The sequence below is a fragment of the Sorangium sp. So ce406 genome, assembly GCF_051474675.1.
Classification (GTDB): Bacteria; Myxococcota_A; Polyangia; order Polyangiales; family Polyangiaceae; genus Sorangium; species Sorangium cellulosum_G.
Window position 1 is genome coordinate 7139517 of record NZ_CP150340.1, and the last position, 24267, is coordinate 7163783.

General features: G+C 70.7%; 24 protein-coding genes. 12 read left to right on the plus strand and 12 right to left on the minus strand.

Going from position 1 to position 24267, the window contains the following annotated elements; translation table 11 throughout:
- The first annotated feature begins 964 nt into the window (after window positions 1–964).
- Window positions 965–2080: a glucuronyl esterase domain-containing protein gene (locus WME96_RS26385; RefSeq protein WP_437284355.1), complete on the plus strand. Its 1116-nt coding sequence runs from the start codon at window positions 965–967 to the stop codon at window positions 2078–2080.
- A gap of 50 nt (window positions 2081–2130) precedes the next feature.
- Here the strand turns inward: WME96_RS26385 and WME96_RS26390 are convergent, their stop codons facing one another.
- Window positions 2131–2628 (minus strand): hypothetical protein, encoded by a 498-nt coding sequence (locus WME96_RS26390; protein ID WP_437284356.1) that lies wholly within the window; start codon window positions 2626–2628, stop codon window positions 2131–2133.
- A 162-nt stretch (window positions 2629–2790) separates the two neighbouring features.
- Between WME96_RS26390 and WME96_RS26395 the strand changes: the two genes are divergently transcribed.
- The 4 genes from WME96_RS26395 (at window position 2791) to WME96_RS26410 (ending at window position 8331) form a co-directional block, all read left to right on the plus strand.
- Window positions 2791–3645 carry an AraC family transcriptional regulator gene (locus WME96_RS26395; protein ID WP_437284357.1) on the plus strand — a complete coding sequence of 285 codons (855 nt, stop codon included), beginning with the start codon at window positions 2791–2793 and terminating at the stop codon, window positions 3643–3645.
- Between the two features lie 134 nt (window positions 3646–3779).
- Complete coding sequence (locus WME96_RS26400; protein WP_437284358.1) at window positions 3780–6203, plus strand: hypothetical protein; 2424 nt, start codon at window positions 3780–3782, stop codon at window positions 6201–6203.
- Window positions 6200–6835: a hypothetical protein gene (locus WME96_RS26405; protein WP_437284359.1), complete on the plus strand. Its 636-nt coding sequence runs from the start codon at window positions 6200–6202 to the stop codon at window positions 6833–6835. Before WME96_RS26400 ends, WME96_RS26405 begins: the two co-directional genes overlap by 4 nt.
- 731 nt (window positions 6836–7566) lie before the next feature.
- Complete coding sequence (locus WME96_RS26410; RefSeq protein ID WP_437284360.1) at window positions 7567–8331, plus strand: CAP domain-containing protein; 765 nt, start codon at window positions 7567–7569, stop codon at window positions 8329–8331.
- A 65-nt stretch (window positions 8332–8396) separates the two neighbouring features.
- On the opposite strand, the gene WME96_RS26415 is transcribed toward WME96_RS26410, so the two are convergent.
- Both WME96_RS26415 and WME96_RS26420 read right to left on the minus strand, forming a co-directional pair.
- The gene (locus WME96_RS26415) at window positions 8397–8957 is read right to left on the minus strand and encodes a hypothetical protein (RefSeq protein ID WP_437284361.1); all 561 of its coding nucleotides are present in this window, start codon (window positions 8955–8957) and stop codon (window positions 8397–8399) included.
- Window positions 8951–9076: a hypothetical protein gene (locus WME96_RS26420; protein ID WP_437284362.1), complete on the minus strand. Its 126-nt coding sequence runs from the start codon at window positions 9074–9076 to the stop codon at window positions 8951–8953. Before WME96_RS26420 ends, WME96_RS26415 begins: the two co-directional genes overlap by 7 nt.
- 197 nt (window positions 9077–9273) lie before the next feature.
- On the opposite strand from WME96_RS26420, the gene WME96_RS26425 reads away from it, so the two are divergent.
- Entirely contained in the window at window positions 9274–10428 is a 1155-nt protein-coding gene (locus WME96_RS26425; RefSeq protein WP_437284363.1) for a hypothetical protein, read from the plus strand.
- A gap of 148 nt (window positions 10429–10576) precedes the next feature.
- On the opposite strand, the gene WME96_RS26430 is transcribed toward WME96_RS26425, so the two are convergent.
- The 3 genes from WME96_RS26430 to WME96_RS26440 are packed head-to-tail and all read right to left on the minus strand — an operon-like array spanning window position 10577 to window position 12311.
- Entirely contained in the window at window positions 10577–11047 is a 471-nt protein-coding gene (locus WME96_RS26430) for a hypothetical protein (RefSeq protein ID WP_437284364.1), read from the minus strand.
- A gap of 31 nt (window positions 11048–11078) precedes the next feature.
- Window positions 11079–11594, minus strand: coding sequence for a hypothetical protein (locus WME96_RS26435; RefSeq protein WP_437284365.1), 516 nt, complete (start codon window positions 11592–11594; stop codon window positions 11079–11081).
- Window positions 11595–11612: 18 nt separating this feature from the next.
- Window positions 11613–12311, minus strand: a complete 699-nt coding sequence (locus WME96_RS26440) for a hypothetical protein (protein ID WP_437284366.1) — start codon at window positions 12309–12311, stop codon at window positions 11613–11615.
- Window positions 12312–12810: 499 nt separating this feature from the next.
- On the opposite strand from WME96_RS26440, the gene WME96_RS26445 reads away from it, so the two are divergent.
- Complete coding sequence (locus WME96_RS26445; RefSeq protein WP_437284367.1) at window positions 12811–13773, plus strand: PAS domain S-box protein; 963 nt, start codon at window positions 12811–12813, stop codon at window positions 13771–13773.
- Between the two features lie 64 nt (window positions 13774–13837).
- Here WME96_RS26445 and WME96_RS26450 read toward each other — a convergent pair whose 3' ends face one another.
- Window positions 13838–14833 (minus strand): TetR/AcrR family transcriptional regulator, encoded by a 996-nt coding sequence (locus WME96_RS26450; RefSeq protein WP_437284368.1) that lies wholly within the window; start codon window positions 14831–14833, stop codon window positions 13838–13840.
- A gap of 89 nt (window positions 14834–14922) precedes the next feature.
- On the opposite strand from WME96_RS26450, the gene WME96_RS26455 reads away from it, so the two are divergent.
- A complete protein-coding gene (locus tag WME96_RS26455; protein WP_437284369.1) occupies window positions 14923–16275 on the plus strand; it encodes a hypothetical protein in 1353 nt (450 codons plus the stop codon).
- Between the two features lie 44 nt (window positions 16276–16319).
- On the opposite strand, the gene WME96_RS26460 is transcribed toward WME96_RS26455, so the two are convergent.
- A complete protein-coding gene (locus WME96_RS26460; protein WP_437284370.1) occupies window positions 16320–16946 on the minus strand; it encodes a hypothetical protein in 627 nt (208 codons plus the stop codon).
- 107 nt (window positions 16947–17053) lie between these two features.
- Between WME96_RS26460 and WME96_RS26465 the strand changes: the two genes are divergently transcribed.
- A complete protein-coding gene (locus WME96_RS26465; RefSeq protein WP_437284371.1) occupies window positions 17054–18031 on the plus strand; it encodes a DUF4423 domain-containing protein in 978 nt (325 codons plus the stop codon).
- A gap of 30 nt (window positions 18032–18061) precedes the next feature.
- Here the strand turns inward: WME96_RS26465 and WME96_RS26470 are convergent, their stop codons facing one another.
- Window positions 18062–18994 carry an AraC family transcriptional regulator gene (locus WME96_RS26470; protein ID WP_437284372.1) on the minus strand — a complete coding sequence of 311 codons (933 nt, stop codon included), beginning with the start codon at window positions 18992–18994 and terminating at the stop codon, window positions 18062–18064.
- A gap of 94 nt (window positions 18995–19088) precedes the next feature.
- Here WME96_RS26470 and WME96_RS26475 point away from each other — a divergent pair, with 94 nt between their 5' ends.
- Window positions 19089–20027 (plus strand): NAD-dependent epimerase/dehydratase family protein, encoded by a 939-nt coding sequence (locus WME96_RS26475; protein ID WP_437284373.1) that lies wholly within the window; start codon window positions 19089–19091, stop codon window positions 20025–20027.
- On the opposite strand, the gene WME96_RS26480 is transcribed toward WME96_RS26475, so the two are convergent.
- Window positions 20017–20637: a glutathione S-transferase family protein gene (locus tag WME96_RS26480; RefSeq protein WP_437284374.1), complete on the minus strand. Its 621-nt coding sequence runs from the start codon at window positions 20635–20637 to the stop codon at window positions 20017–20019. The genes WME96_RS26475 and WME96_RS26480 overlap by 11 nt on opposite strands.
- Before the next feature lie 161 nt (window positions 20638–20798).
- Window positions 20799–21701, minus strand: coding sequence for a LysR family transcriptional regulator (locus WME96_RS26485; RefSeq protein ID WP_437284375.1), 903 nt, complete (start codon window positions 21699–21701; stop codon window positions 20799–20801).
- Between the two features lie 114 nt (window positions 21702–21815).
- Here WME96_RS26485 and WME96_RS26490 point away from each other — a divergent pair, with 114 nt between their 5' ends.
- Both WME96_RS26490 and WME96_RS26495 read left to right on the plus strand, forming a co-directional pair.
- The gene (locus tag WME96_RS26490; RefSeq protein ID WP_437284376.1) at window positions 21816–22670 is read left to right on the plus strand and encodes an inositol monophosphatase family protein; all 855 of its coding nucleotides are present in this window, start codon (window positions 21816–21818) and stop codon (window positions 22668–22670) included.
- A 29-nt stretch (window positions 22671–22699) separates the two neighbouring features.
- On the plus strand, window positions 22700–23338 hold the full coding sequence (locus WME96_RS26495) for an NADPH-dependent F420 reductase (RefSeq protein ID WP_437292360.1): 639 nt from the start codon (window positions 22700–22702) through the stop codon (window positions 23336–23338).
- Between the two features lie 31 nt (window positions 23339–23369).
- Here the strand turns inward: WME96_RS26495 and WME96_RS26500 are convergent, their stop codons facing one another.
- Complete coding sequence (locus tag WME96_RS26500; RefSeq protein WP_437284377.1) at window positions 23370–24266, minus strand: diiron oxygenase; 897 nt, start codon at window positions 24264–24266, stop codon at window positions 23370–23372.
- Window position 24267 lies beyond the last annotated feature (1 nt).

Sequence of the window (24267 nt, forward strand, 5' to 3'; positions counted from 1 at the left end):
AGGTGCTCCCGGAGACGCCCCGGAGGGATCACATCGCACAGACCTGTTCAATATTTACATCTTGACCAAACGCTGCCCGCCATGGTCGTACGATTCCTAGCGATAAGCGTGATCGAACCGCCCTCCGCTGGGAATGGGCATCTGATGGTCTCGTTCCGGCCAACCTTCTCCAGACCTCTCCCCCTGACCGCCCTCCTCCCGACGGGCGGCGGGGACACGACGCTGGTCGCGGTCGAGACCCCCGGCGCGGACTGTCCCGTGCCCAACATGCCGGCCTTCAGCGAGCTGAAGGTGTATGACAAGCTGCATGATCCCGCGCTCGAGCGGAGAGCATCCTCCGATCCGGGACTTGCTCCCACAGGCCCCGGGAGCGCCGCTCTCAGGGCTCCGCTCACGGGTCCTCGGCTTGGCGGCGGACGAATCGCACTGTGCCCTGAATCTTCTCGTTCACGTGCCATTGGCATGGTCACATCACAAATTCGCACGTGTGACAAAAGCAGCGTCATCAACGCGAAAAACGCATAAACTTCCCTACCGTCTGCTATAAGCACGGCGGTTTTCCCGCGTGTCACGAACTACGTGTCGTGCGCCGCGCGTCGCATTCCGCCACTGCACTCGAAACATGGAGGCCTTCATGTCTGTCCGTTCTCGTGCCTCGCGCAAGTTAGCCGCTCTCGCGATTCCCGCCCTCGCCCTCTTCAGCTTCCCTGGCTGCTCTTCAGAAATAGGATCCGGCGGTACCGGGGGAGACGCCACGGGCACAGGCGGCGGGACACCGAGCGGGAGCGGTGGAGTCACCACGGGTGGAGGCTCCCCGACCAGCGGATCTTCCGCGACCAGCGGAGTCGCCGGTACGGGCGGCGCTGCTCCGACGGGTGGGACCGGCACGGGCGGCTCTCCGACTGGCGGGACTAGCGGGACTGGCGGGACCGGCGGCGGCGACTTCACGTGTACCCTGCCCACTTTGCCTGAACCGAGCGGCCTGACCGAGGTAAACGAGAAACTCCCGGATCCGTTCACGTTCTTTGACGGAACGAAGGTCACCACCAAAGAGCAGTGGGAGTGCCGCCGCAAGGAAATCCTGGCGATGGCAGCCAAGTACCTTTACGGCCCAGTCCCCTCCGAGCCGGACGAAGTGACCGGGACCGTATCCGGGGGCACCGTCTCGATCACTGCCAAGGTGGGTGCCAAAACCGAGAACTTCTCGGCGAGCATCAGCGGCTCCGGCGACGTGATCGCCCTCAAGCTGTCGGGCGGGATTTTTCCGTCAGGCAGCAAGACGCTCTCGTTTGGGAGCGGCTTCGAAGGCAAGATAAGAAATCTCTTCGGCCTGTCCGAGGTCAACACCAACATCGCCAACGGATGGATGATCGACCGGGTGATGGACGTGCTGGAGCAGAACCCGGGCAGCGGACACGATCCCACCAAGGTGATGGTATCGGGATGCTCCGGATGCGGGAAAGGTGCTTACCTGGCGGGTGTCTTCAGCCGTGCACCGGTGGTTGTCATCGTGGAGTCGGGCGGTGGCGGCGTGGCCAACCTGCGTCAGGCAGAGTGGTTCAGGCACGGCGAAGGTAGCTCTACCTGGCAGTGTTCGGACGCCAAGCCTCAGAGCATCGACAACCTCGAGGACAGCGGCATCTGCGGCCCCTGGGTGACCAGCGCGGCCCGCTGGCTCCGGAACGACCCCTCGAAGGTATACAACCTTCCCTTCGATACGCATATGATCCTGGCGACCATCGCGCCACGGCACCTGGTGCACTTCACCAATGCCAACGGCCCGAATTCATGGTGTCACCTGGGCGGGACCTGCGAAGCGCTCTCCGCATGGGCAGCAAAACCGGTATGGAAAGCGCTCGGCGTTCCAGAGCGCATGGGCTTTCAGATGTATAGCGCGAACCACTGCGGCGCATCGGGCTCTCAGACCGCCCTTGCAGGCGAGATGTTCAAGCGCGCGTTCGAAGGCAACACCAGCGCAAACACGGACGTGCTGAACATCCTGGACAACGGCGTCCAGCAGCCGGTCAGCGAATGGAAAGACATGTGGGTTGACTGGGACATGGATACGGTGCTGCGGTAGCGATGCCCTCGGGGGGCATGAAGCCATCATGGCCTTGCCCCCCGGCTGCGTCACGCGCGCCGCTGGCTGCCGTTCTGCCAGGCGATGAGCGCGAACCAGACCATCATCAAGATCGACGCCGGCGCCAGCACCGTCGTGGGCAAGAAGGGCGAGACGAAGCTGTAGGCGAAGAGCAAGGCGCCGGCGGGGACGCCGACGAGCTTCACCGGCAGCGAGGCGGCGCGCGACGCCGTCACGATCCAGATGCCGGCGAAGATGTGGGCGCCGAGCCGCACCGGATCGGCGACGGCGTGGGGCACGTGGTTGATCGCCATCACGCCGGTGGTCACGTCGAGGAACAGCCAGCCGTAGCCGGCCATCCGCGCCCACTCCGGCGCGCGCAGGCTCGGGACCAGCGCGAAGACCGCGAGGTGGAAGGCGATCCCCGGGTACTCGGGCCACCGCGCGCCGGGGGCGACGGCGAAGCTGACGATGACGGGGGCGAAGCACAGGAACGCGGCGCTGGCGGCGACGCGCGGCGAGCAGGGGGCGGCGGACGATTCGTTCATGCGTGGGCTCCTCGCTATCGAGGGCGAGCATGCGGCGCGACCGCCACGTCGTCTTGGGCTTCCTTGCGCCAACGTCGGCGCGCGCGGCGGCCAGCGTCGCTCTCGAGCGTTCGCGCGCAAACTCGGCGAGCGCGACCGCGGGCGCCGGTTTACTCTCGGTGGATGCCGAAAGACGCCGCGCCCGTGCGCACCGAGCTGCGCGCCTACGCCGACGTGCCCGGGGTGCGCTCGCTGCTCGTCGACGCGGACGAGCGGCTGTGGTGCGCGGTCAAGGAGACGTACGCGGTGGCGCTGATCCACCGCGGGCGCGCCGAGTTCTGGTCGCGCCGCGGCGGCGTGCCCAGCGCGCCGGGCGACCTGCACCTCGACGCGCCGACGAGCGTGCACAGAGATCTGCGGCGCGACGGGCCGGCGCGCTTCCAGATCGTGAATTTCGACGCGGCGCTGGTGCGCGAGCAGGCCGAGCGCCGCGGCCTGCGGCCGAGCCTGGCGATGCGGGTGCCGCGGCTCGAGCGGCGCCATCCCGATCGCCGGCCGTTGCTCGCCCTCCACCGTGCGTACCGCGGGCGGCCCGATCCGCTCACGCGACAGGTCGTCGTGGCCGAGGCGCTCGACGCGCTGGTGCGCCAGCTCGACGGCGCCGATGCGTGGCCGCACGCCGGCGTGGCGCGCGGCCGCCTCGGGCGCGCCGTCGAGCTCATTCACGCGCGCCTCGGCGAGGCCCTCTCGCTCGACGAGCTGGCGGCGGCGGCCGGGCTCGATCGCTTCCAGCTGTGCCGTGCGTTTCGCGCCGAGCACGGGATCCCGCCGTACACCTACGTGCTGCGCATGCGCATCGCGCGCGCGTATGCGTGGCTGGCGGCGGGCAGGCCGGTGAGCGAGGTGGCGAGCGCGCTCGGCTTCTGCGATCAGAGCCAGCTGCACGGCCATTTCCGGCGCGCCTTCGGGATCACGCCCGGCGCCTTCGCCCGCGTCGCCCGCCGTGGCCACGCGCCGCTCGAGGCGGTCGAGCGATAGGCCACGCGCCGCTCGCGGAGATCGAGCGATAGGCCAGACGCCGCCTCGCGGCGGTCGAGCGATACGCCGGGCGCCGCTGAACAGCGATCCATCCCGATTGATGTCCGTCGCGACGCTCCTGTACTCTGCGATGCATGATGGCACGTTTCTCGGCCTGGAGCGGGGCGCTCGTGGTGGCGCTCGGACTGGGGGCCACCCTTGCTGCGTGCAGCAGCGCGCAGCAATCGAACACCACGGGACAGACCTCGGGAGGCGGTGGCGAGGGCGGCGCTGACACCGGCACTGGAACCGGCACCGGCACCGGCAGCACGACCGACTCGACCGGCGAGTTCATCACCACCGCCGACGCCGGATCCGGGGGCGGCGGCGTCCAGCAGGAGTTCGAGGTCGAGCCGCGCGACCTCCAGACGATCACGGTCGCTGCGGGGCAGACATCTCCGGTGGTGACCTACACCGCGACATTGATGGGCGCGCCCATCAACGTGGGGTGGACGGTCGACCGCGGCGAGCTCGGGACCGTCGGCGCGGGGCCCTCGAACATGGCCACATTCACGCCCAAGGGGACCACCGGCGGCCTGGTCACCGTGCGCGCCGGGCTGAACGGGGTGACGGTCCAGCGCCAGGTCCTGATCCAGATCACCGGTGAGCAGAACGGCGCCGACGCGGCCAGTCCAGCCCAGCAGTCCCAGATTGCCACGGACCCGACGCTGCTCACGGCCGGCGGCGGCATCGGCGGAGTCGGCGGCGAGGGCCTCGGCGCGGCGGTCACGGACACGGCCCTCCTCGACGCGCTGGCGCACCCGATGAGCGACGGTAGCGCGGAGGGGCTCACGCTCCTCTATCCCTACGACGGCACCGTGTGGCCCCGCGGCCTCCTCGCGCCGCTCCTCATGTGGCGCTGGGATCAGGGCGACGCCGACGCGATCCAGATCGATCTCAGGACCACGAGCGGCTCGTACGCGTGGAAAGGCACGTTCGCGCGGCCGGAGATCCTGGCCACCACCGAGGGGCCGTTCATCCGGCACCCCATCCCCCAGGACGTCTGGGCCGCGGCCACGAGCAGCGCCGGCGGGCCGACGCCCGACGGCTCGCCGGACAGGCTCACGGTGAGCCTCACCGTCGCGCGGGACGGCGAGGCGTACGGGCCGATCACGCAGACGTGGACCGTGGCCCCTGCCCGGCTGTCGGGCATCATCTATTACAACTCGTACGGCACCCGCCTGGCGGAGAACTACAGCGGCGCGGTGGGCGGCAACGGCAGGTTCGGGGGCGCCGTGCTGTCGATCCACGCGGGTGACACCGCGCCTGGCCTCGTCGCCGGGGGCAACGGCAACGACAGCCAGTGCCGTGTCTGTCACTCGGTCGCGGCCGACGGATCGCGGCTGGTGGTCCAGCATGGGGACGACTATGACGCGAGCTCGGCTTACAACCTGACCCCGGCGGGCGCCACCGAGCATGTCCTCGACATCGGGGCGAATTTCCCCGCGATCTATCCGGACGGCTCGCTCGCGCTCTCCCCGTCGGGGCAGCTCCTCCCGCTGCCGGACGACAGCGCACCTCGACCGGCCACCGGGCTCCGCGACGTCGCCTCCACGCTCGGGACGCCGGCGTTCTCGCCCGACGGCAAGCTCGTCGTGTTCAACGCGACGTCGGGCCCCGGCGAGAACATCCGCAAGAAGCTCTTCGTGATGAAGTTCGACGTGACGAGCGGCGCCTTCAGCGATCCCGTCGTCGTCGTCGACGACGGCGCAGCGCCGACAGGCACGCGCCCCGGGTGGCCGGCGTTCCTGCCCGACAGCAAGGCGGTCGTGTTCCACCACCAGACCAGGGCCAGCGGCGAGGGCGACGTCGACGGAGATCTCAAGACGCGCCGGGGCGCCAAGGCCCACATCGCCTGGGTGAGCGCCGACGGCTCGGGCGAGGTCGTTCCCCTCGATCAGCTCAACGGCAAGGGCGCCTCGGGCGAGGTGTACCTGCCCAGGCTGACGGCGCCGGTGGCGATGACCTGCAGCGCCGATGGCTCGTCGGTGGGCGGCATCGACGCCGACCACGGGGACGACGTGAACCTCAACTACGAGCCGACGGTCAACCCGGTCGCGTCGGGCGGGTACGCGTGGGTCGTGTTCACGAGCCGCCGCATGTACGGCAACGAGGCGACGATCCCCCCGTTCTGCAGCGATCCGCGCGGCGTGGACCTGGTCCAGAACATCACGACGAAGAAGCTCTGGGTCGCGGCCATCGACCTGAACGCGCCGCCCGGCGCCGACCCGAGCCACCCTGCCTTCTACCTGCCCGCGCAGGAGCTGCTCGCCGGCAATGCGCGCGGGTTCTGGGTGCTCGACCCCTGCCGGCAGGAGGGCGCCGCGTGCGAGACGGGCGACCAGTGCTGTGGCGGGTATTGCCAGCCCGGGGCCGACGGCGAGCTCACCTGCTCGAACACCCCGCCTGATGCGCACTGCTCGCAGCCCCAGGAGCGGTGCGATTCGGCCGCCGACTGCTGCGATCCGGCGAACCTCTGCATCAACGGGTTCTGCGCCGTCGAGGGGCCGCCTCGGTGAGCCTCGTCGTCGCGCGCTCGTCGCTGTTGAGCTCCGTCCCGCGGGTGTGGGTCGACGGCGACCACCTCCACGCGAGGACCTCGCTCGGCGTGCGCGCCCTCTCGCTCTTCTCGTACGCGATGACGCTCCACGTCGACCGGCGCGCTCGCTACGTCTTCATCGAGCGGCGGACTCTGTGGTTTCTCCGGCGGAGCCGCGCCATTCCCTTCAGGCAGGTGGAGCATATCGCCTACCGCTTCTCGAGCCTCACGACGGAGCGGGGCCTCGGCGGCCGGCCGACCGATCAGGTGGAGAGCTTCTCGGTCGATCTGGTGCTCAAGGGCGAGGAGGAGCCGGTGCGCCTCTTCCGGTTCCGCGGCGAGGGCTCTGTCTCGACGGGCTACCTCGGCGTGTTCCTCGGGGACGCGGTCGTCGACCTGGAGGGCGGCCAGGAGGACGCGTCGCGGCGGTTCGTGGCGCTCCTCCAGGAGTTCATCGGCGTGGGCCTGGGGAAGCCGATGCCACGGCTGCGGGACGGGTCGGGCCAGGCGTGGGCGTGCCTCTCGTGCACGCGGCCGGCGCCTCCGCGCCCTGGTCGGTGCCTCTACTGCGGGGGCGAAGCCGGACCTTCCGAAGGTCCGGCCCCTGGCTAGCACTCCCACGTCGTGGTTGTGCGATCATGTCAACCGAACGTTGGGGTCGGTGGGCACTTGCTTTCGCAAAGGCGTTTGGACCCCCCACCCACAAAGCGTTTGACCCCCTACCCACCAACCTGGGCTCCAGTGGTCAGTTGCCTCGCGGCGCGCCCGTCGGATTGCTCGTCACAGGGCTCGGCGCGCTGATCCGCCACCGTCGCCGATTTACCGCGTGAGTGGGAGTTGCCTCCTCGGGGCGCCAACACGCCATGAGGTGAGCGTGGGCCCCCTGCTGCTGCTCCGCATGGCCACCACCAGGTCGCCGCGCCACTTGGGGCTTGACGTCTCCGAGACGTTTGGATCTCCTTATCTCCACCATGAAGACGGCTTTCCCTCGCTTTCGACTCGTCGCATCGACGGCGCTCCTCGTCGCGACCGCCGCGGCCTGCAGCAGCGAAGATGCCGATCCTGGCACGCCAGGTTCGTCGGGTGGCTCGCCGCCAGCCGGCGGTTCGGGAGGGACGGGGGGCGCGGCCGCGAGCAGCGGCGGTGCGGATTCAGGCTCGGGCGCCTCGAGCGCCGGAGGAGGTGGCGGCGTTTCCACGGGGGGTACGTCGGCCGCCAGCACAGGAGCAGGCGGCGGTGGATCGGCGGGCACGGCATCGGGGGGCTCGGGAGGGGCGGAGCCCGAGACGGGCGATCGCTCGCCGGAAGGCACCTGCGCGCGCTTCAACGCCGACACAGCCGACATGAGCGAAGGCACGTGGAGCGGCTCGCTGGATCCCGCGTGCGACCCGGGAGACATCTCTGCCGACGGTCGAGCGAATGCGCTCCGGCTCTTCAACCTGTACCGCTGGCTGGCGGACTTGCCCCCGGTCGCGACCGAGCCCACCCGCGACGTTCAGGCCCAGGCCTGCGCGCTCATGATGGACGCGAACAACGCGCTCTCGCACGAGCCGCCGGAGAGCTGGAAGTGCTACTCGAAGACAGGCGCGGACGGCGCGAGGACAAGCAACATCTCGAGCGGCCCGGGCGTCGCGAGCGTCCTCGGCTATCTGATCGACCCCGGGAACGAGTCGACCTTCGGCCACCGGCGCATCATCCTTTCGAACGATCTCGGTCCGATCGGCCTCGGCTCCACCGGGAAGAACGGCGCCTCCTGCATGCAGAACATCGGAGGGACGGGGCGCGCCGGGAAGGAGTGGACGGCCTGGCCTCCGCCAGGGGTGTTCCCGATGCAGGCGTATGGCGACCGCTGGAGCTCCCTCAGCGACACCGGCTGGTCGATCCAGAGCGAGGACATCGAGCTCGAGGACGCCGAGGTCACGATCACGAGCGGCGGAGCCCCTCTGGCCGTCGACGTGGAGCCGCTCGAGGGGCGCTACGGCTCCACGAACGCCATCCGCATCGTGCCGAACGGTTGGGACCCCGAGGCCGGCCAGACTTACTCCGTGAGCGTCTCGGGAATCTCGGCGACCATCGCCTACGACGTCGTGTTCGTCGACTGCGAGTAGAGGATTCTCGTTCCCCTTCAGCTCGGGACGTCAGGGCGCGGTGGGGAGGTCGACAAGCAAGAACATCATCTCGGGACCTTGACGTCGAGCTTGCCGAGGCGCGCGAGCAGCGGGCCCCGATCCTCCATGGCCACGCCGACGAGCCTCCGTGCAGCCGCATCGTCGAGCTTCGGGACGGCTCGCGCTGCGAACCGCGCCTCGTCCGCGGCGGGCACCTGGAAGATCAGGTGATAGACGCCGCTGCTCGAGACAGCGAGCACGCGCTGCGTCTCCCCGAGGTCGAGCAATCGACAGATCGCCGCGGCAAGGAATCCCGCGGCAGCACGAGCGAACGCGCCGCGGCGACACGAGAGCGAGACGTGGTGCTCGTGTCCGTCCTGGCCGGCCTGGGCAACGGTATACGCCACGGCGATGTCGGCGGAGGTGATGAACGCATTGCCCTCGGTGAACGGGTCCGCGGGCGGGCCCCCCCCGACGCGCCCGAGCGCGGTGCTCTTGGCGCGGCCGAGCCCGCGCGAGAGCTCGATCAGGTGGTCCGGCGAGAACAGCCGATCGTGACGCGGCCGCTTCATCGCGAACCGGTAGACCAGGAACACCACGAGCCCGACGAGCAGCCATTTCAGCATCGGACCTCGCACCTCCGCGCCCATACGCCGAGACGGACCATCACCCCCGCGGCGAGCGGCAGGGCGGGCGCCGCGACGAGCGAGAGGATCGCCGCAGCGTGCGGCTTCTTTCGTTCCATGGCGAGGCATCGTGCCGGTCCTCGCACCATTCGTCCATGGGTTTCACCTCCTGCCCCTCTTGCCGGTGGAGCACGCCGCGGCTTCAACCCATTCTCCTGATGCCGATCCCCGGCCGGACTACACCGCCCACCACCGGGGCTCCCGCATTTTTCCTCGCGCGCTCGCGCAGGCGCGGAGCAGCGGATAGCGTGGAAGGATGAAGAACCATCTGCCATTTCCCCTGGTGATCACGCTGCTCCTCGCCGCCTGCGACTCCACGCCGGGCTCCGGCGGCGACGGTGGCTCAGGGCCGGACATGCCCTCGCCGCACCCCGACGGCGGCGGAGCGAGCGCCGGCGGCGGGGGCAGCGGAGCGAGCGCCGGCGGCGGGGGTAACGGCGACACACCGCCGCCCCCCGGCACGCTGAGCGAGCGCTACCCGGACGACGTCGGGATCGCCGGTGACCCGGCCGTGCTCTTTCACGACGACTTCGAGCAAGGCTGGGGTCGCTGGGACGGGCCAACCGCCGACACGCGCTACCTCCACATCGAGACCGACCCGGCGACCGCCCATGCCGGACAGGGCTACCTCCGCTCGACCGTGACGACCGCCGATCTGGCGGAGGAGACGTACGTCTCGTCGTCCACATGGGTCACCCACGCGCGCGTCGACGCGGCCTACTGGCGCTTCCACGTGCGCTTCCCCGAGCTCGCGCCGAACCCGCACCACTGGGTGCGCATGGCGGCGGGCACCGAGGGCTGGGACAGCAGCGGCCTGGCGAACACGGTGCCGCCGGGAGACGAGGGCTTCTGGTTCGACTTCGACACGAACACCGACGACGTCTTCAACTTCTACGCCTACTGGTACAAGATGCGCTCCGGCCGCTGCAATGACGGGACCGCCACGCCTGGCTGCGCGGGAGATCAAGGCACGACCTACCACTACGGCAACGGGTTCCAGCCGCCGGGACAAGCGCCGTTCCCGCGGGACCGCTGGTTCTGCGTCGAGATGCACGCGCGCGCGAACACGGTCGGCCAGAGCGACGGCGCGCTCGCGTTCTGGATCGACGGCGTGGCGATCGGCGACTACCGCCCCGGTCACCCCGACGGCACCTGGCTCCGCGACCAGTTCCACACGGGAGGGTGCGACTTCAGCGCGTGCACGCCGCCCGAGCCGTTCGGGGGCTTCGACTTCCGGTCGAGCGATGACGTGCGGTTCAAGAGCTTCATGCTCGACGCCTACTACGAGCGCGACTCCGACGCTCGCCGACGGGCGGAGATGGAAGAGCGCGGCATGACCGTCGCCGACGCGCACACCATTCTCTACGACGACGTCATCGTCGCGACCGAACGCATCGGCTGCCGCCGCTGAAGCACGCACCTCGGCCGCTCGCGCGCAGTCCGCGAGCTCCCGCTCGCCCGCGGCCTGCTCGCCCTGGTGGCGACGCCGCTCGCTACCCGCCTGCTGGTCCACGGCGACATGCCCGACACGTGGGGCGTGTTCCCGCCGCCGGAGACGCTCACTCGTAGTCGCTTCTCAGCGCTTCGTAGAACGCGTCGCTCAGGAGGTAATCCGCCCACCACGACTCGACCGGCTCCGCGCCCCGGCGCTGCTGGAAGAGCACGAGGTCGTCGAGCTCGCCGTCGTACCAGCCCCACAGGAAGCGGGCCCGCAGCACGTCCACGTTTCGCGCGCGGAGCTCGGTCACCGCGTCCTCGAGCGACTCGTCGTCGAACTCGTCGACCAGCGCCTCCGCCTCGTCGATGATCTCGGAGAGGTAGGCCAGCCCCTTCTTGGTGATCTCGAACCGCGCCTTGCGGCGGTTGACCTCGACCAGGTCCGCGTTCACGAGCTCCTGCAGGACATCCTGCAACGGGGTCAGATCGGACGGCAGCACGAGGGGCATCTCGATGCCGCCCTCGGCGGGCTTCAGGTCCATCTTCTTCAGCACGTAGATGCCAGCAAAGACCAGCTTCTGCTCGCGCGACACCACAGCATCTCTTCGTCCAAAGCCCATCGACTCACTCCGCGATGTGCCAGGCCTCCGCCTCGAGGCGGATGCGCTGGCGACCGTCTCCGTCGGTGTCGAGCCAAGAATCCACGTCACCGTCGGCGTAATACACCGGCGTGCGCCCGGCCGCCTTCGGCTGCCGGACACGCGCGGCGTGGGGGTTGCACATGGCGAGCACGATCGCCCGCTCACCGCCGGACGCGGCGGGCAGCCAGCGATCGAGGAACGTCGACAGGAGCACGGTCACCGAGTAGTCCTTCGCGACCTCCTCGACGAAGAACTCGAGCTCCACGTCGTCCGACAGCACCTCCGGCTCGTCCGCGGCGTGCACCGCCACGACGAGCGCGTCCGTCACCCGCAACGGCGCGCGATCCGCGCGGCCGTCGAGCCAGAGCTCGTCCACCCGGCACCAGCCGAACTGCGTGGACTCCAGGTCCGGCGCGTCTCGGTGCTGTTCGAGGTTGAGGAGCTCCAGCGCCGGACGGCCGTGGAAAGGGAGCTCCGAGATGCTTCGGAGGGGCTGCATCGCGGCGGGAGGCGCGCGCTATGCGATGAGGCGCTCGGGCCTGCGGCTGCGATCCTTCCGGTGAACGCCGAACCGCGAGCCGCCGCCGGACCGGCCGCCGCCGACGCTGTTGTAACGCCGCCCGGTCTGCGACGCCTTGCTCCTGTCGGCGCCGGACGGGCTCGAGGAGCGGACCGTGTCGCGGTGGGACTGCAGGGCGGACGCGCGGCTCGGCGGCGTGGTGTACGGCTGCGTGTAGACCGGCACATAGTTCGGGCGGAACGCCGACGACAGCATCGAGCCGAGGAGCATGCCGGAGGCGATGCCCATCAACGGCGAGTGGTAGTAGCCGAAGGCGCCGTACCCCGACGTCTGCATCTGCGCGGCGCCCTCGCCCGTCACGTCACGGCGGATCGTGAACACCTTCTCCGGGTCCTGCACGGCGCCGTCGGTGTTCTTGTCGAAGAACCCGGTGACCACCTGCGTCTTGGCGTCGAGGTCCTGGACGGCGACGCTGATGACCTCGCTCCCCTGGTAGATCTCGTTGACGCGCCGCTCGAAGTCCTCGGGCCCCTCCGCCGCCTTGAAGGCTTCGTTGATCTTGTCGAAGTCGAGCTCGACGGTGGTGTTCTCGGTGGTCGCCCACCGCTCGTTGGAACGCTCGCCGTTGCCGCAACCGGAGGCCGCCACGGCGAAGGCCGTCAACACCACGACAGGCAGGATGGTCTTCGTTTGCATGTAGAGCGATCTTTCTGGAGCTTCACGGTGATTCCGTCAAGCGGGCGCCGAGCCCGGCGAGCCGCCAGACAGCGGGATACCGCGTCGCGTCATCGATAAATCCGCGATGCGGAGCCCGGAAGAACCTTGCCGCGAGCATCCTACATCAGCCCACCTGGGCGCGCTACCCTCCCGACGACCTTGCAGGCCCTGGCGGTGGGACCCCACCGACGTGGCGACCGGCACATCGCGTGGCGGTGGTGCGTGGCCATCCGCCGTCATCGATCGGCGCCGGCGCGACGCGCTGTACGCGGGAGTTCAACAGGCATGCTGCGCGCCCCCGGTGCCGGGTCAGGTGCGCGCGAGTGGGCGCTCGACGCAGGAGCGCAGCAGCCGCACTCGCGGTGGCACGTCCGCTGAGGCCGCGACGCGCTCTTCCCAGCGACGGTCCGTTGGTAGTAGCCTCGCGGCCCGGGCGAGATGCCGAGTCGGCACCGTCTGACTTCACTCAGGAATGTCCATGGATTCTCACGATTCGGTTCACCGCGCGCAGGAGCTCGAGCTCGCCGCGCTCCGCGCTCGCCTGTCCGAGCTCGAGCAAACAGAGCGCGATCTGCGAGCCGAGCTGCGTCGCGTGGCTCAGGACACCACCGCCCAGATGGAGAGAGAGGCCGATCTGCGCCGCCAGGCCGAGGACGCCGCGGTCTCGAAGCGTCTGGTCGACCATGCCCTCGACGGCATCACGATGACGACCCTGAACGGCGTGGTCACGTACGCAAACCTGGCCTTCAAGTCGATGAGCGGCTTCGCCGACGGGGGCGTCGGTCAACCGCTGTCGGTCTTCTATTCACCCGAGGAGTTCGCCCAGCTCTCCGGCGTGGTCATGCCGGCCCTCGCGACCGAGGGCGCCTGGCGCGGCGTCCTCAGGATCCTGCGACCGGACGGGAGCACGTGGATGGGGCAGCTCAGCGCCTTCGCGCTCGTGGGCCCGACAGGCGAGCCGACGGGCTTCGCGGCCTTCTTCAGGGACATCACCGAGCAGCTCCGGTACGAGCAGGAGATGCTCGCGCAGATGCAGGTGATCCAGGTGCAGCAGGCGGCGCTCCGGGAGCTCGGCACGCCGCTCATCCCGATCGCCGACGGGGTGATCGCCATGCCGCTCATCGGGACGATCGACGGCGAGCGCGCGCAGCAGATCCTGGAGACCCTCCTGAACGCGCTCGGCGAGAGGCAAGCGACGGTCGCGATCCTCGACATCACCGGCGTGAAGCACGTGGACGGCGACGTCGCCGCCGCGCTGGTCCGCGTCGCGCAGGCCGCGAGGCTGCTCGGCGCCGAGGTGGTGCTCTCGGGCATCCGCCCCGTCGTCGCGCAGGCGCTGGTCGACCTGGGGACCGAGCTGAGAGGGCTCGTCACCTGCGGCACCCTGCAAAGCGGCATCGCCTACGCGCTGGCGCGCAAGGCGCGCCCGCTCTCCGCCTGAGCCTCTCTCCGCCGTCCCCGACAGGCCAGCGAGCGCTCGGACGCCGGGCGCGGACAGGCGGCGATCACCGTCCGTCGGCCGCGTTGCGCGCCCGGTACGCGCGCTGCTGACAGGCCCTTGAGCAGTAAGCCCGCGGCCGCCCCGTGGCGGGCTGGGCGATCTCGCCGCCGCACTGCGCGCACGTCGGCGGCTCCTCACGCCGAGGGGCGTCGCCGGGAGTTTCATCACACCCACGCGCCAGGCCCCCCGTTTCATCACGAGTTTCGTCACGGTGGCCGGAGCGCGCCCGGACGAGCGCCTCGATGCCCTCGAGCACGCGCTGCAGGCCGAACAGGAACACCTCCTCCGTGAAGGGGTGCTCGCCGAAGGCGCCCGAGCGCATCAGCTTCGCCATCGTCGGGAGGCGCTCCGGGTCGAAGAGCTTGTCCCAGAAGTACGCGCGCTCGGACCACCACTGCGCGTCGGTGACGCCTGTCTCCCGCTCGGCCTCGGCCACGTCCACCGAGAGCCTCGCCGCGCCGCGGACGTACCCGTCGACGAGGTGGACGGCGGCGATCACCTCGCGGTCGGTGAGGCCGATCCCGCACGCCGCGCGGAGCTCCGCGTCGTACGCCGCCATCCCGTTCGGCCCCATCACGGGGCGCACCGGCGTCACGTGCAAGAACCACGGGTGGCGGTGGTAGAGCGCCCAGTCCGCGAGCGCCGCCGCCTCGAGCTTGGCCCGCCACCCCCCGGGGACGTCGTCGACCAGGGGCAGCTCCCCCGCGACGGTGTCCAGCATGAGATCCAGGAGCTCGGCCTTGCTCGGAACGTACCGGTAGAGCGACATCGTGGTGAACCCGAGCTTCCCGGCGACCCGCTGCATCGACAGCGCCGAGAGCCCCTCGCCGTCGGCGAGCTCGATGGCGGCCCGCACGATCTGATCGACGCTCAGGCCAGGCCTGGGCCCCCGGCTCGGCCGCTTCCTGGCCCCCCAGAGGAGCTCCAGGCTGCGGACGGCGTCGCCGCCGCCGCTGTACTCCGTCGCCGTTTTCCGACGCCTCGTTGGTTTGACAGCCATCCCTCGACTGCGTATACCACACACACAAACGTGTACGGCATACACATTTCACGGAGGTCCGCTTGAAGCAGCACGACCCGAGGCGATCGATGCGAACGATGACCATGCCCCTCCGCGCGCGCGGCCTCTCGGCCGTCGTGCCGGTCGCGCTCTCGCTCGGATGCGCGGCGCAGGAGCAGGAGCCGACGCCGGAGCCGACGTTCTGGCAGGACGTCGCGCCGATAACGATGTCCAGGTGCAGCTCGTGCCATCAGGAGGGTGGGCTCGGGCCCTTCCGCCTCGACGACTACGTCTCGGCGAAGGCGCGCGCCGGCGCGATCGACGACGCCGTGCAGGGCGGCCATATGCCTCCATTTCTCGTGACGCACGACGGCTCGTGCGGCGACTTCAAGGACGAGGCGACGCTCACCGCCGCGGAGCTCGACATCATCCATCGCTGGGCGACCGGGGCGCGCGCCGAGGGCGATCGCGCGAGCGCGCCGCCCACCCCGCCCGTGCCCACGCTCGAGGGCGGCGTCGACTACATGACACCGCCGATCACGCCCGTGGTCGACCCCGCCAATCCGCTCGCGGCGCACGACGAGTGGCGGTGCTTCCAGGTGGACCCGGGCATCGAGGCGGACCGCTTCATCACCGGGTATCAGGTGACGCCAGGGGTCCGGTCCATCGTTCATCACGTCACGGTCTACCGGGTGACCCCCTCGGATCCATCGCTCGCGGAGGGCAAGACGAACCAGGACGTGATGACGGAGCTCGACGACGCCTCGCCGGACCGGCCCGGCTGGGAGTGCTTCGGCGGCCCGTCCGACGCGATGCCGTTCCAGCCGCTGTTCGCCTGGGCGCCCGGGCAGAACGTGGTCGAGTTCCCCGTCGGCACCGGGGCGCCGATCTCCTCGAACGACCATTTCGTGGTCCAGGTGCATTACAACCTCCATGACCACGCGGGCGCTTCCGCCGAGGACTCGACGCGCCTCCGGCTTCGCTACGAGGACACCGTGGAGCGGCGCGCCGTGTTCATCGGGGACGACGGCTTCCTCACGAGCCTCTTCGAGCCGGACGGCCCGGACACGCTGCCGCCCGGCCAGCAGGACGCCGCCACGACGTGGAGCAGGACGCGGGCGGAGCTCGCGATCGACCCGGCGCTGCCCCCGATCGAGGTGCTCGGCGTGATGCCGCACATGCACGAGCGCGGGCGCACCTTCGACATCCGCGTGGCGTCGGGGGCGCAGGAGAGCTGCATCGCGCGCGTGGAGGACTGGGACGTCCACTGGCAAGGCGTGTACTGGTACCGCACGCCGCCGCTGCTCGACCCGGGCTCCTCGCTCGAGGTGACATGCACCTTCGACACGCGCGACGCCAGCGAGCCGGTGCTGCCCGGGTGGGGCACGCAGAACGAGATGTGCAACGCGAACATCCTGGTCGCGCTACCGATGACGCCGTGACATCGCGGCCGCCGCCCCGCCCGCGGCCTCCGCCGTGATCGGCCTCAAAAGGAGCCGACTTCGCCGAGCAGCGTCCCGCCCTCGGTCAGGTACACATGGCCATGAGGGGTCGACTCGCCCGCCTCCCAGCGCGATTCGACGGAGAGCTCGAAGTTGCCGCCGCACCCCGCGCAGCTATCCCCCGATCCGCCGCCGGCGTGCACGTCCGGGAACGGGTTCTCGTCGAACGAGAAGAACAGGCGGAGTTGCGCGGCGCCATCCTCGCCCCGATGGAGCGCTCCCCGCTGCTCGTGATCGAGGACGCCGTCGGCGCTCGACATGTGGCCGATCACGAGGACCTGCAGGTACTCGTCGGCACACGCGCTGCGGCGGTCGACGTGGGCCACCACCGGCGAGCTCTCGGTGTCGGCGGCGAGGGACCAGCTCACGGCGCTCTTCGTTCCGTTGGCCCACGCCACGTCGAAGCTCCCTGACCCGCCCGTCGCGTCGATGGCCTCCTGGCCGCTCACGCCGAGGGGCGTCGGGTCGGTGAGGCCATACTCCACGAACTGGCCCGCCACCTCCGGGAAGGAATCGCAGGGATCGGCGGCGATCTCCCCCGTCTGTCCCCCGGCGCTCGTGCACCCCATGAGCAGCCCCACCACGAGCCAGCAAGCAAGTCGTACGTTCATCGAAGCCTCCTTCGCCAACACTTGCCGCAGCGCAGGAGCCAGCGCAAGCGCCGTGTAGCGCAGATACGCATTATCTATCGCGCCGATATGCTATCATCGATGCAACTATGAGATACAAGAGGGCGCAGTACGATGAGATCGCGAAGGATTTCTGCCGCGTTCTCCGCGGCCGGCGCTCGCAGCGGCAGCTGAGCGTCCGGCTCGGGTTCGGCACGAACGTCGCCTTCGGGTGGGAGTCCGGGCGGCGCTTTCCCACGCTCCCGACCCTGCTGCGCGTCGCGGCGTACAACGGCGTCGACGTCCATCGCGCGCTCTCGGATTTCGTGCGCCAGGAGTCGGCCTTCGGCGCGCGCGTCGCCGTCTCGGACCCGGCCCTCACGGCCACGCTCTTTCAGGTCGTGAAGGGGGGCCTGAGCAACGCCGAGATCGGCGCCCGCATCGGGCGCAGCGCGTCCCAGGTGTCGCGCTTCATGGCGGGCACGTCCCAGCCCCGGCTCCCCGACGTGCTGGCCATCGTCGACGCGACGACCGACCGGCTGCTCGACTTCCTCGCCCTCTTCGTCCACCCGGGCGAGCTGCCCTCGGTGGCGCGCGACTTCCGCGCGCTCGAGGAGCGCCGCCGGATAGCGACGGAGCTGCCCTGGTCTCACGCCGTCCTGCGCGTCCTCGAGCTCGCGACCTACGCGGCCCTCCCCTGCCACGACGACGCCTGGGTCGCCGCGCGCCTCGGGCTCCCGGAGGACGAGGTGCGCGCGTGCCTGGAAGCCCTGTCGCGGGCGGGCCTGGTCCGATGGCGCGGCGGGCGGTACGCCGCCACGGCCGAGACGGTCGACATGACCCGAGGCGCCGCCGAGCCGCGACAGCGATTGAAATCGCACTGGCTCGACGTCGCCGCGCGCCGGCAGGGTCGCGGCGATCCGGGCCTGTACTCCTACAACCTGGTCAGCGTCGCGCGCCGTGACCTCGAGCGGCTGCGCGCCTTGCACGTGCGGTATTTCCACGAGCTCCGCCAGATCGTGTCGGACTCGCGCGAGCCCGACTGCGTCGCGCTCGTGGCGATGCAGCTCTTCGAGCTCGGCGCGTGAACCCCGGGCCGATGAGGTGCTCGCTGGAGCTCAGGGCCGCGCTGCGCGCCCGGCGCGGTAGGCGCCCGGAGGGACGCCGATCTCCCGGCGAAACGCGACGTTGAAGGCGGCCTCGTCCCGGTAACCCACGGACGACGCCACCTCGGCGAGGGCGAGCTCGGGACGGTCTCTCAGCGTCTCCTTCGCCAGATCCATGCGCCAGCGCGTCAGGTGCCGGAGCGGGCCCTCCCCCACGTGCTCGCGGAACGCGCGCGCGAAGCCCGAACGGCTCATGCCCGCCTCCCGCGCGAGGGAGGCCACGGTCCACGCGCGCTCCGGGGCCTGGTAGAGCGCGTCCAGGGCGCGGGCGACGCGCGCGTCCGCGAGCGCGGCGCGCCACGAGCCAGGAGGCGCGGGGCGCTCGAGCTCCGCCCGGATCGCCTGCAGCAGGAGCAGCTCCGCGAAGCGAGCGGCCATGACCGGCGCGCCCGGGCGCCGGCCGCGCACCTCGTCGCGGATGCCGTCCAGCAGCCGGCCGAGGCCGGGCACCGGCTCACCGGCGCCGCCGTCGATGAGCACCACCGAGGGGAGCGCGCGGAGGAGCAGCGACCGCCCGGCGCCGGTGAGGCTCATGGCGGCGCACAGCACCACCGTCATCGCGCCGTCGCCCCCGAGCCGACGCCGCACCGACTGCGCGCCCGGCCGAGGAGGCGCCATCCAGCGCTCCTCGTCGGCGACCGGAGCCCCAGGTCGGTGCCGGAGGCAGTGGGGGGCGCCGTGCGGCAACAGCAGCAGGTCGCCCCGGTCCACGTGGCGCTCTCGGCCGTCCAGCTCCAGCCACATCTCGCCCTCGAGGACGTGGTGGAGCAGCACGGCGTCTCGCCGGCCGAGGCGGGCCCCCCACGGGGCGCCGAGCTCGATACGGCCGAAGAGGCTGGTCTCGATGCGCACGTGGCGGAGCAGCGCGGTGAGGACATCCGTCATTGGACGATCACAAAAGGCACATGGACTCTATCACATGGTGAGCCCGCCGGGCGTCCGCCAGGATCCGGACAGCGACAGACAAGGAGACAGACACATGGACATTTTCATCACCGGCGCGAGCGGGTACATCGGCTCTGCGGTGGCCCGCGCCCTGACGGCTCGCGGGCACCGCGTGCGCGGGCTCGCCCGCAGCGACGCGTCGGAAGCGAAGGTGCGCGCCTGCGGAGCAGACCCGGTACGGGGCAGTCTCCATGCGCTCGACGTGCTCGCGCGCGAGGCGGCGGCCGGCGACGGCGTGGTGCACACCGCGGCGACGACGGGAGAGGATCGCGCGGCCACGGACGCGGCGGCGGTCACCGCGATGCTCTCGGCGATGAGCGGCGGCGTCTTCGTCACGACCACCGGGGCGCCGCGGGCGCGCTCCTCGCGCGTGCCCGTGCCGGAGGACGACACGGCGAGCCCCGGTGGGCCGCTCGACTGGCTGGCGGCGGCCGAGGCGCGCGTGCTCGACGCGGCGAACGTCCGTGGCCTGGTCGTGCGGCCGCCGATCGTCTACGGCGAGGGCGCAGGTCCGGTGGCGACCCTGGTGAAGGGCGCGCGCGCCGCGGGGGTGGCGCGTTACATCGACGACGGCGCAAACCGCTGGTCCACCGTCCACGTGCAGGATCTGGCGGTGGCCTACGCGATGCTGCTGGAGTCGCAGGCGACAGGCGTCTTCCACGTCGCGGAGGCGTCGCCCGAGCCGATGGCGGCCCTCTTCTCGGCGATCGGCGACGCCGCCGGGGTGCCGGTGCGCTCGTGGAGCCTCGCGGAAGCCCAGGCTGCCCACGGGCTCATGGCCGGATTCCTGGCGATCGACGCGGCCCTCGACGCGACAAGGCTACGCGGCCTCGGCTGGTCACCGAGGGTCGGAGAGGCGCTCGGGGGGATCTGCGGCGCCCTGCGCGACCCTGCCCAGGGCTATACCGATCTGGGCCGACCCGACCCGGGCCGCCCTGTCGACAGGCCGGGTGATCGCGCTCTCAGGGCTTGATCTTCGCCGCGAACGCTCGCGTCACGGCCGGCCTCGCCTTGATCGCCTGCTCCCAGCGCGCGAGGTTCGGATACGGCTCCAGGCTCACCCCCATGCGCGCTGCCATGGAGATCCACGGAAAGGTCGCGATGTCCGCGATCGAGTACGCGTCGGCGAGGTGCTCGGACGCGGCGAGGCGGCCGTCGAGCACCTTGTAGATGCGGTCCTGCTCCTTCTGATAACGCTCGATGGCGTAGGGGATCTTCTCGGGCGCGGCGTTGCGGAAATGCCCGAGCTGACCGAGCATCGGGCCCACCCCGCCCATCTGGAACATCAGCCACTCGATGACGCGCGAACGGCCCGGCTCGCTCGCGGGCAGCAGCTTGCCCGTCTTCTCGGCGAGGTAGATGAGGATCGCCCCCGACTCGAAGACGGTGATCGGCCCGTTCGGGTGGTCGTGGTCCACCAGCGCGGGGATCTTCCCGTTCGGGTTGATGCGCAGGTAATCCGGCTGGTGCTGCGCGCCGGACCCGATGTCGATGGGCTTGATCGCATAGGCGAGCTCGAGCTCCTCGAGGAGAATGACGGGCTTGTAGCCGTTCGGCGTGGTCCACGTGTACAGGTCGATCATCTGGCTCTCCCTCGTCCCCGCGCCGCGCGCCGGCTCTCCCGGCACCCGTCCGGGTAGCTGCGGCGCATGGTCCCCGGGCGCCCCGCGAAGATCAAGCGAAGGGTGCGGGGATCGCGCGGTGACGGCGAGCTCCGGCGAGGGATCGAGCGACGAGACGTGCTTTACCGAGGATCGATGTCCTGAACGATCTCGCGCGTGCGCCCGCGCAGCCACGCGTGCGCCTTGTGGTTCTCGTAGCGTCGGTGCCAGAGCTGGACGATCCGGAGCTCCGGCACGTCGACCGGCAGCGGCAGGGCGCCGAGGCCGAGCGCCTGCAGGGCCGGACCGCAGACCCGCGCCGGCAGGGCGACGACGAGATCGCTCTCGCGAACGAAATGCATGGCAGCCGCGGTCGTGGGCGCCGCGGCGACGACGCGCCGCCGCAGCCCGAGCGCATCGAGCGCGTCGTCGATGGGATCGCGCAGGCGACCGCGGCGCGACACGAGGACGTGGAGCGCCTCGGCATAGCGCCTGGCGGTGAGCCGGCCCCGCGCGAGCGGGTGGTCGCGGCGGAGGGCGACGACGAGGCGATCCTGGCCGATCAGCTCCCCGCAGATCTCCGGGAAGGCGGGCTCCGCCGAGCCGATCTCGAGATCCACGCGGCCGTGGCGCAGGTCATCGTCGTCGCCAGCCGACTCGGCCAGGAGCCGGAGCTTCACGAGGGGCGCCTGCTCCTGCGCCGCGCGCAAGAGCCGCGCGCCGAGCGCCGTCATGAGCGCGTCATGGCAGCGGACGGTGAACGTCCGCTCGAGCTTCGCCAGGTCGAGCTCCCGCTCGGGCGTGAACACCGCTTGCGCCCGCTGGACGAGCGCCTGCACCTCCTGCCGCAAGGCCAGCGCGCGCGGCGTCAACGTCATCGTCCGGCCGGTGCGCACGAGGATCGGGTCCCCGGTGGCGTCGCGGATGCGGCCCAGCGTCCGGCTCATCGCGGGCTGGGAGAGGTGCAAGCGGGCCGCGGCAGCGCTGACGCTCCGCTCCTCGATCAGCGCGTCCAGGGCCGTCAACAGGTTCAGATCCACATGCATGGCGGTAATCCTTCGCATACCAACTATGCATTGGACGACATACCATGTCGAGGGTTTACTCACGCCGAGAGATGGCCCGCGAGGACGCGTGAGCCGCTCGCCTCAGGAGGAATCATGTCGACACGCATCGAGCCGATGACCGACCACGCAGCGCGGCGGGACAAGAGCGCTGCCCGCGCGGAGGACGAGTCCCTGCTGCCCCTCGTCGTCGCGGCGCTCACCGCGGCGGGCGAGCGGCTCGTCGGTCGCTTCTCGACAGAGCCGCGCCTCGGGAGCCGGGAGGAGGTCTTCGCCGCGCTCGCCGCGAGCGATGCGGTCTCCCTCGAAGCGATCCGTGAGCCGCTCTCGCGCGCTCGCCCGGGCGCCGGGTGGGTCGAGGACGAGCTCGGGTGCGGGCCCCTCCCGCCAGGGGAGTGGTGGGTCACCGACACCGTCGAGGGGAACATCAACCACGTTCACGGGATGACGGACTGGTGCGTCACGGCGACCCTCGTCCGCGACGACGAGCCGGTCCTGACCGCGGTGCACCTGCCCCTCAGCGGCGACACGTACACCGCCCGGAAGGGCGCCGGCGCCTATCTGGGGACGAGGAGGCTTCGCGCGTCGGCGAAGACGAAGCTCGACGCTGCGTTCGTCGGGACCGGCCAGGCGAGGCCCGACGAGGACAGGGAGACGCACCGGCGGATCGGCGAGTCCGTCACCGCGATGCTGGGAAGCGCGCTCGTGCTGCGCGTGTCGGTCCCGGCCACCCTCCAGCTCATCCAGGTCGCGGCCGGCCGGATGGACGTCTTCTGGCAATACAGCAAGATCCGCTCCGGGCTCGTCGCGGGCGCGCTGCTCGTCGCCGAGGCCGGGGGCGCGGTCACGGACACACGAGGGGACCGCTGGACCCTGGCCAGCGAGGACTTCCTGGCTGCGGCGCCGCAGCTCCACGCGGGCGCCGTCGGCGTCCTGTCCACCGTTCGCTGAAGAGAGGGAATCGAACCATGGATCGCACCCTGGAGAACATTGGAATCCTCGGCTCCGGCCGGGTCGCCACCGTCCTGGCCAAGAAGCTCGCAGGCGCCGGCCACGCCATCACGATCGGCACCAGAGACCCCGCGCGCGCCGCCGCGCGAGGGTCGGGGGCGCAGGTCGAGCTCAGGGACCACGCGGAGGCCGCGCGCCGGGCCGCGATCGTCATCAACGCGACCGCCGGAGACACGAGCGTCGAGCGGCTCGGCGCCCTCCGCGATGAGCTGAAGGGGAAGATCCTGATCGACGTCTCCAACGCGACGGTGCGCGGCCAGGACGGCCTGCCCAGCGGCCTTCTCTACCCGAACGGCAGCGTCGCCGAGCGCCTCCAGGAGGCGCTGCCGGAGACGGCCGTGGTCAAGACGCTGAACACCATGCTGTTCACCGTCATGGCCGATCCGACGAGCCTGCGCGTCCCCCCGACCGCGTTCCTCTCCGGCAACGACGAGAACGCGAAGGCGGTCGTCAGGAGGCTGCTCGGCGATCTGGGGTGGCCGGCGGACTGGATCGAGGATCTCGGGGACATCACGACGGCGCGCGGCCCCGAGGCGGTCGCCTTGCTCGTCCCCTCCGTCGTGCGAAAGCGCGGGCTCGCGCCGTTCGCCTTCGCGCTCGCCCGGTGAGCGGCCCTCTGCCGGATACGCGAATCCCGCTTCAACCGTGGATCGTCTCCGCGCCGCAGAACTCCCTCACCAGGCGGCGATCCGCGTCGCTCATGCCCTCATCCACCTTGCGGGCGATCTCCCCGTCGAGCATGAGGCCGCGGAACGATCGCGCGAGCTTGAGCTGCGTCTCGTGCGCGACGTTCCGCGCCGTGTAGTCGAGGCCGAACGTCGCCCTGGCGTGGTCCTCGAAGCGCCTCGCCAGCTCGCCGTTGAGCGCCTCGGTGCGCCCCAGGATCTCGCGCATCCGGCGCCGCTCCTGCCGGCTCAGGGCCGGGATCACGTGGTCGAACAGGAAGTGATCGAACTGGACGTGGCGCGCCTCGTCGAGGCCGTGGGCGTGCAGGACCTGGGTGAAGAAGAACGTCCGCTCCGGGTCGAGCGCCCCGAGGCGGCGCTCGAACACGGTGATGATCGACTCGCCGATGTACGCGGAGCAGCAGAGCGCCGAGAGCTTCACGTACGGCGAGTCGTCGCCGTGGTACAGGGCGACCCGCTCGCTGAAGCGGTTGTCGCGACACTTGAAGTCGCGCCCCGACAGCAGCCGGACGTAGCGGTAGAACATGTTGGCGTGCTGGAGCTCCTCCGCGGCGAAGCAGGACAGCGCGTGGTGAAGCTCGAACCCCTCGCCGAGTGGCGTCGCGTCCGACTGGACCTCCGCCATGACGTAGGTCATCACCGCCGAGACGTGGCGCTCGATCTCGGCGAGCTGCGCGAGCTCCTTGGCCAGGTAGGCGGTCGCCGCCGCGCGGTGCCCCGGCGCGCCGAACGCCACGCCCGAGATGAAGTCGAGCTCCTCCGGGCGGATCTGCTCGGGCCAGGCGAGGCCGCTCGGGTGCATCGTCCGCAGGTGCGCGTGACGATTGATGTCGTGCAGCTCGGAGCGCATG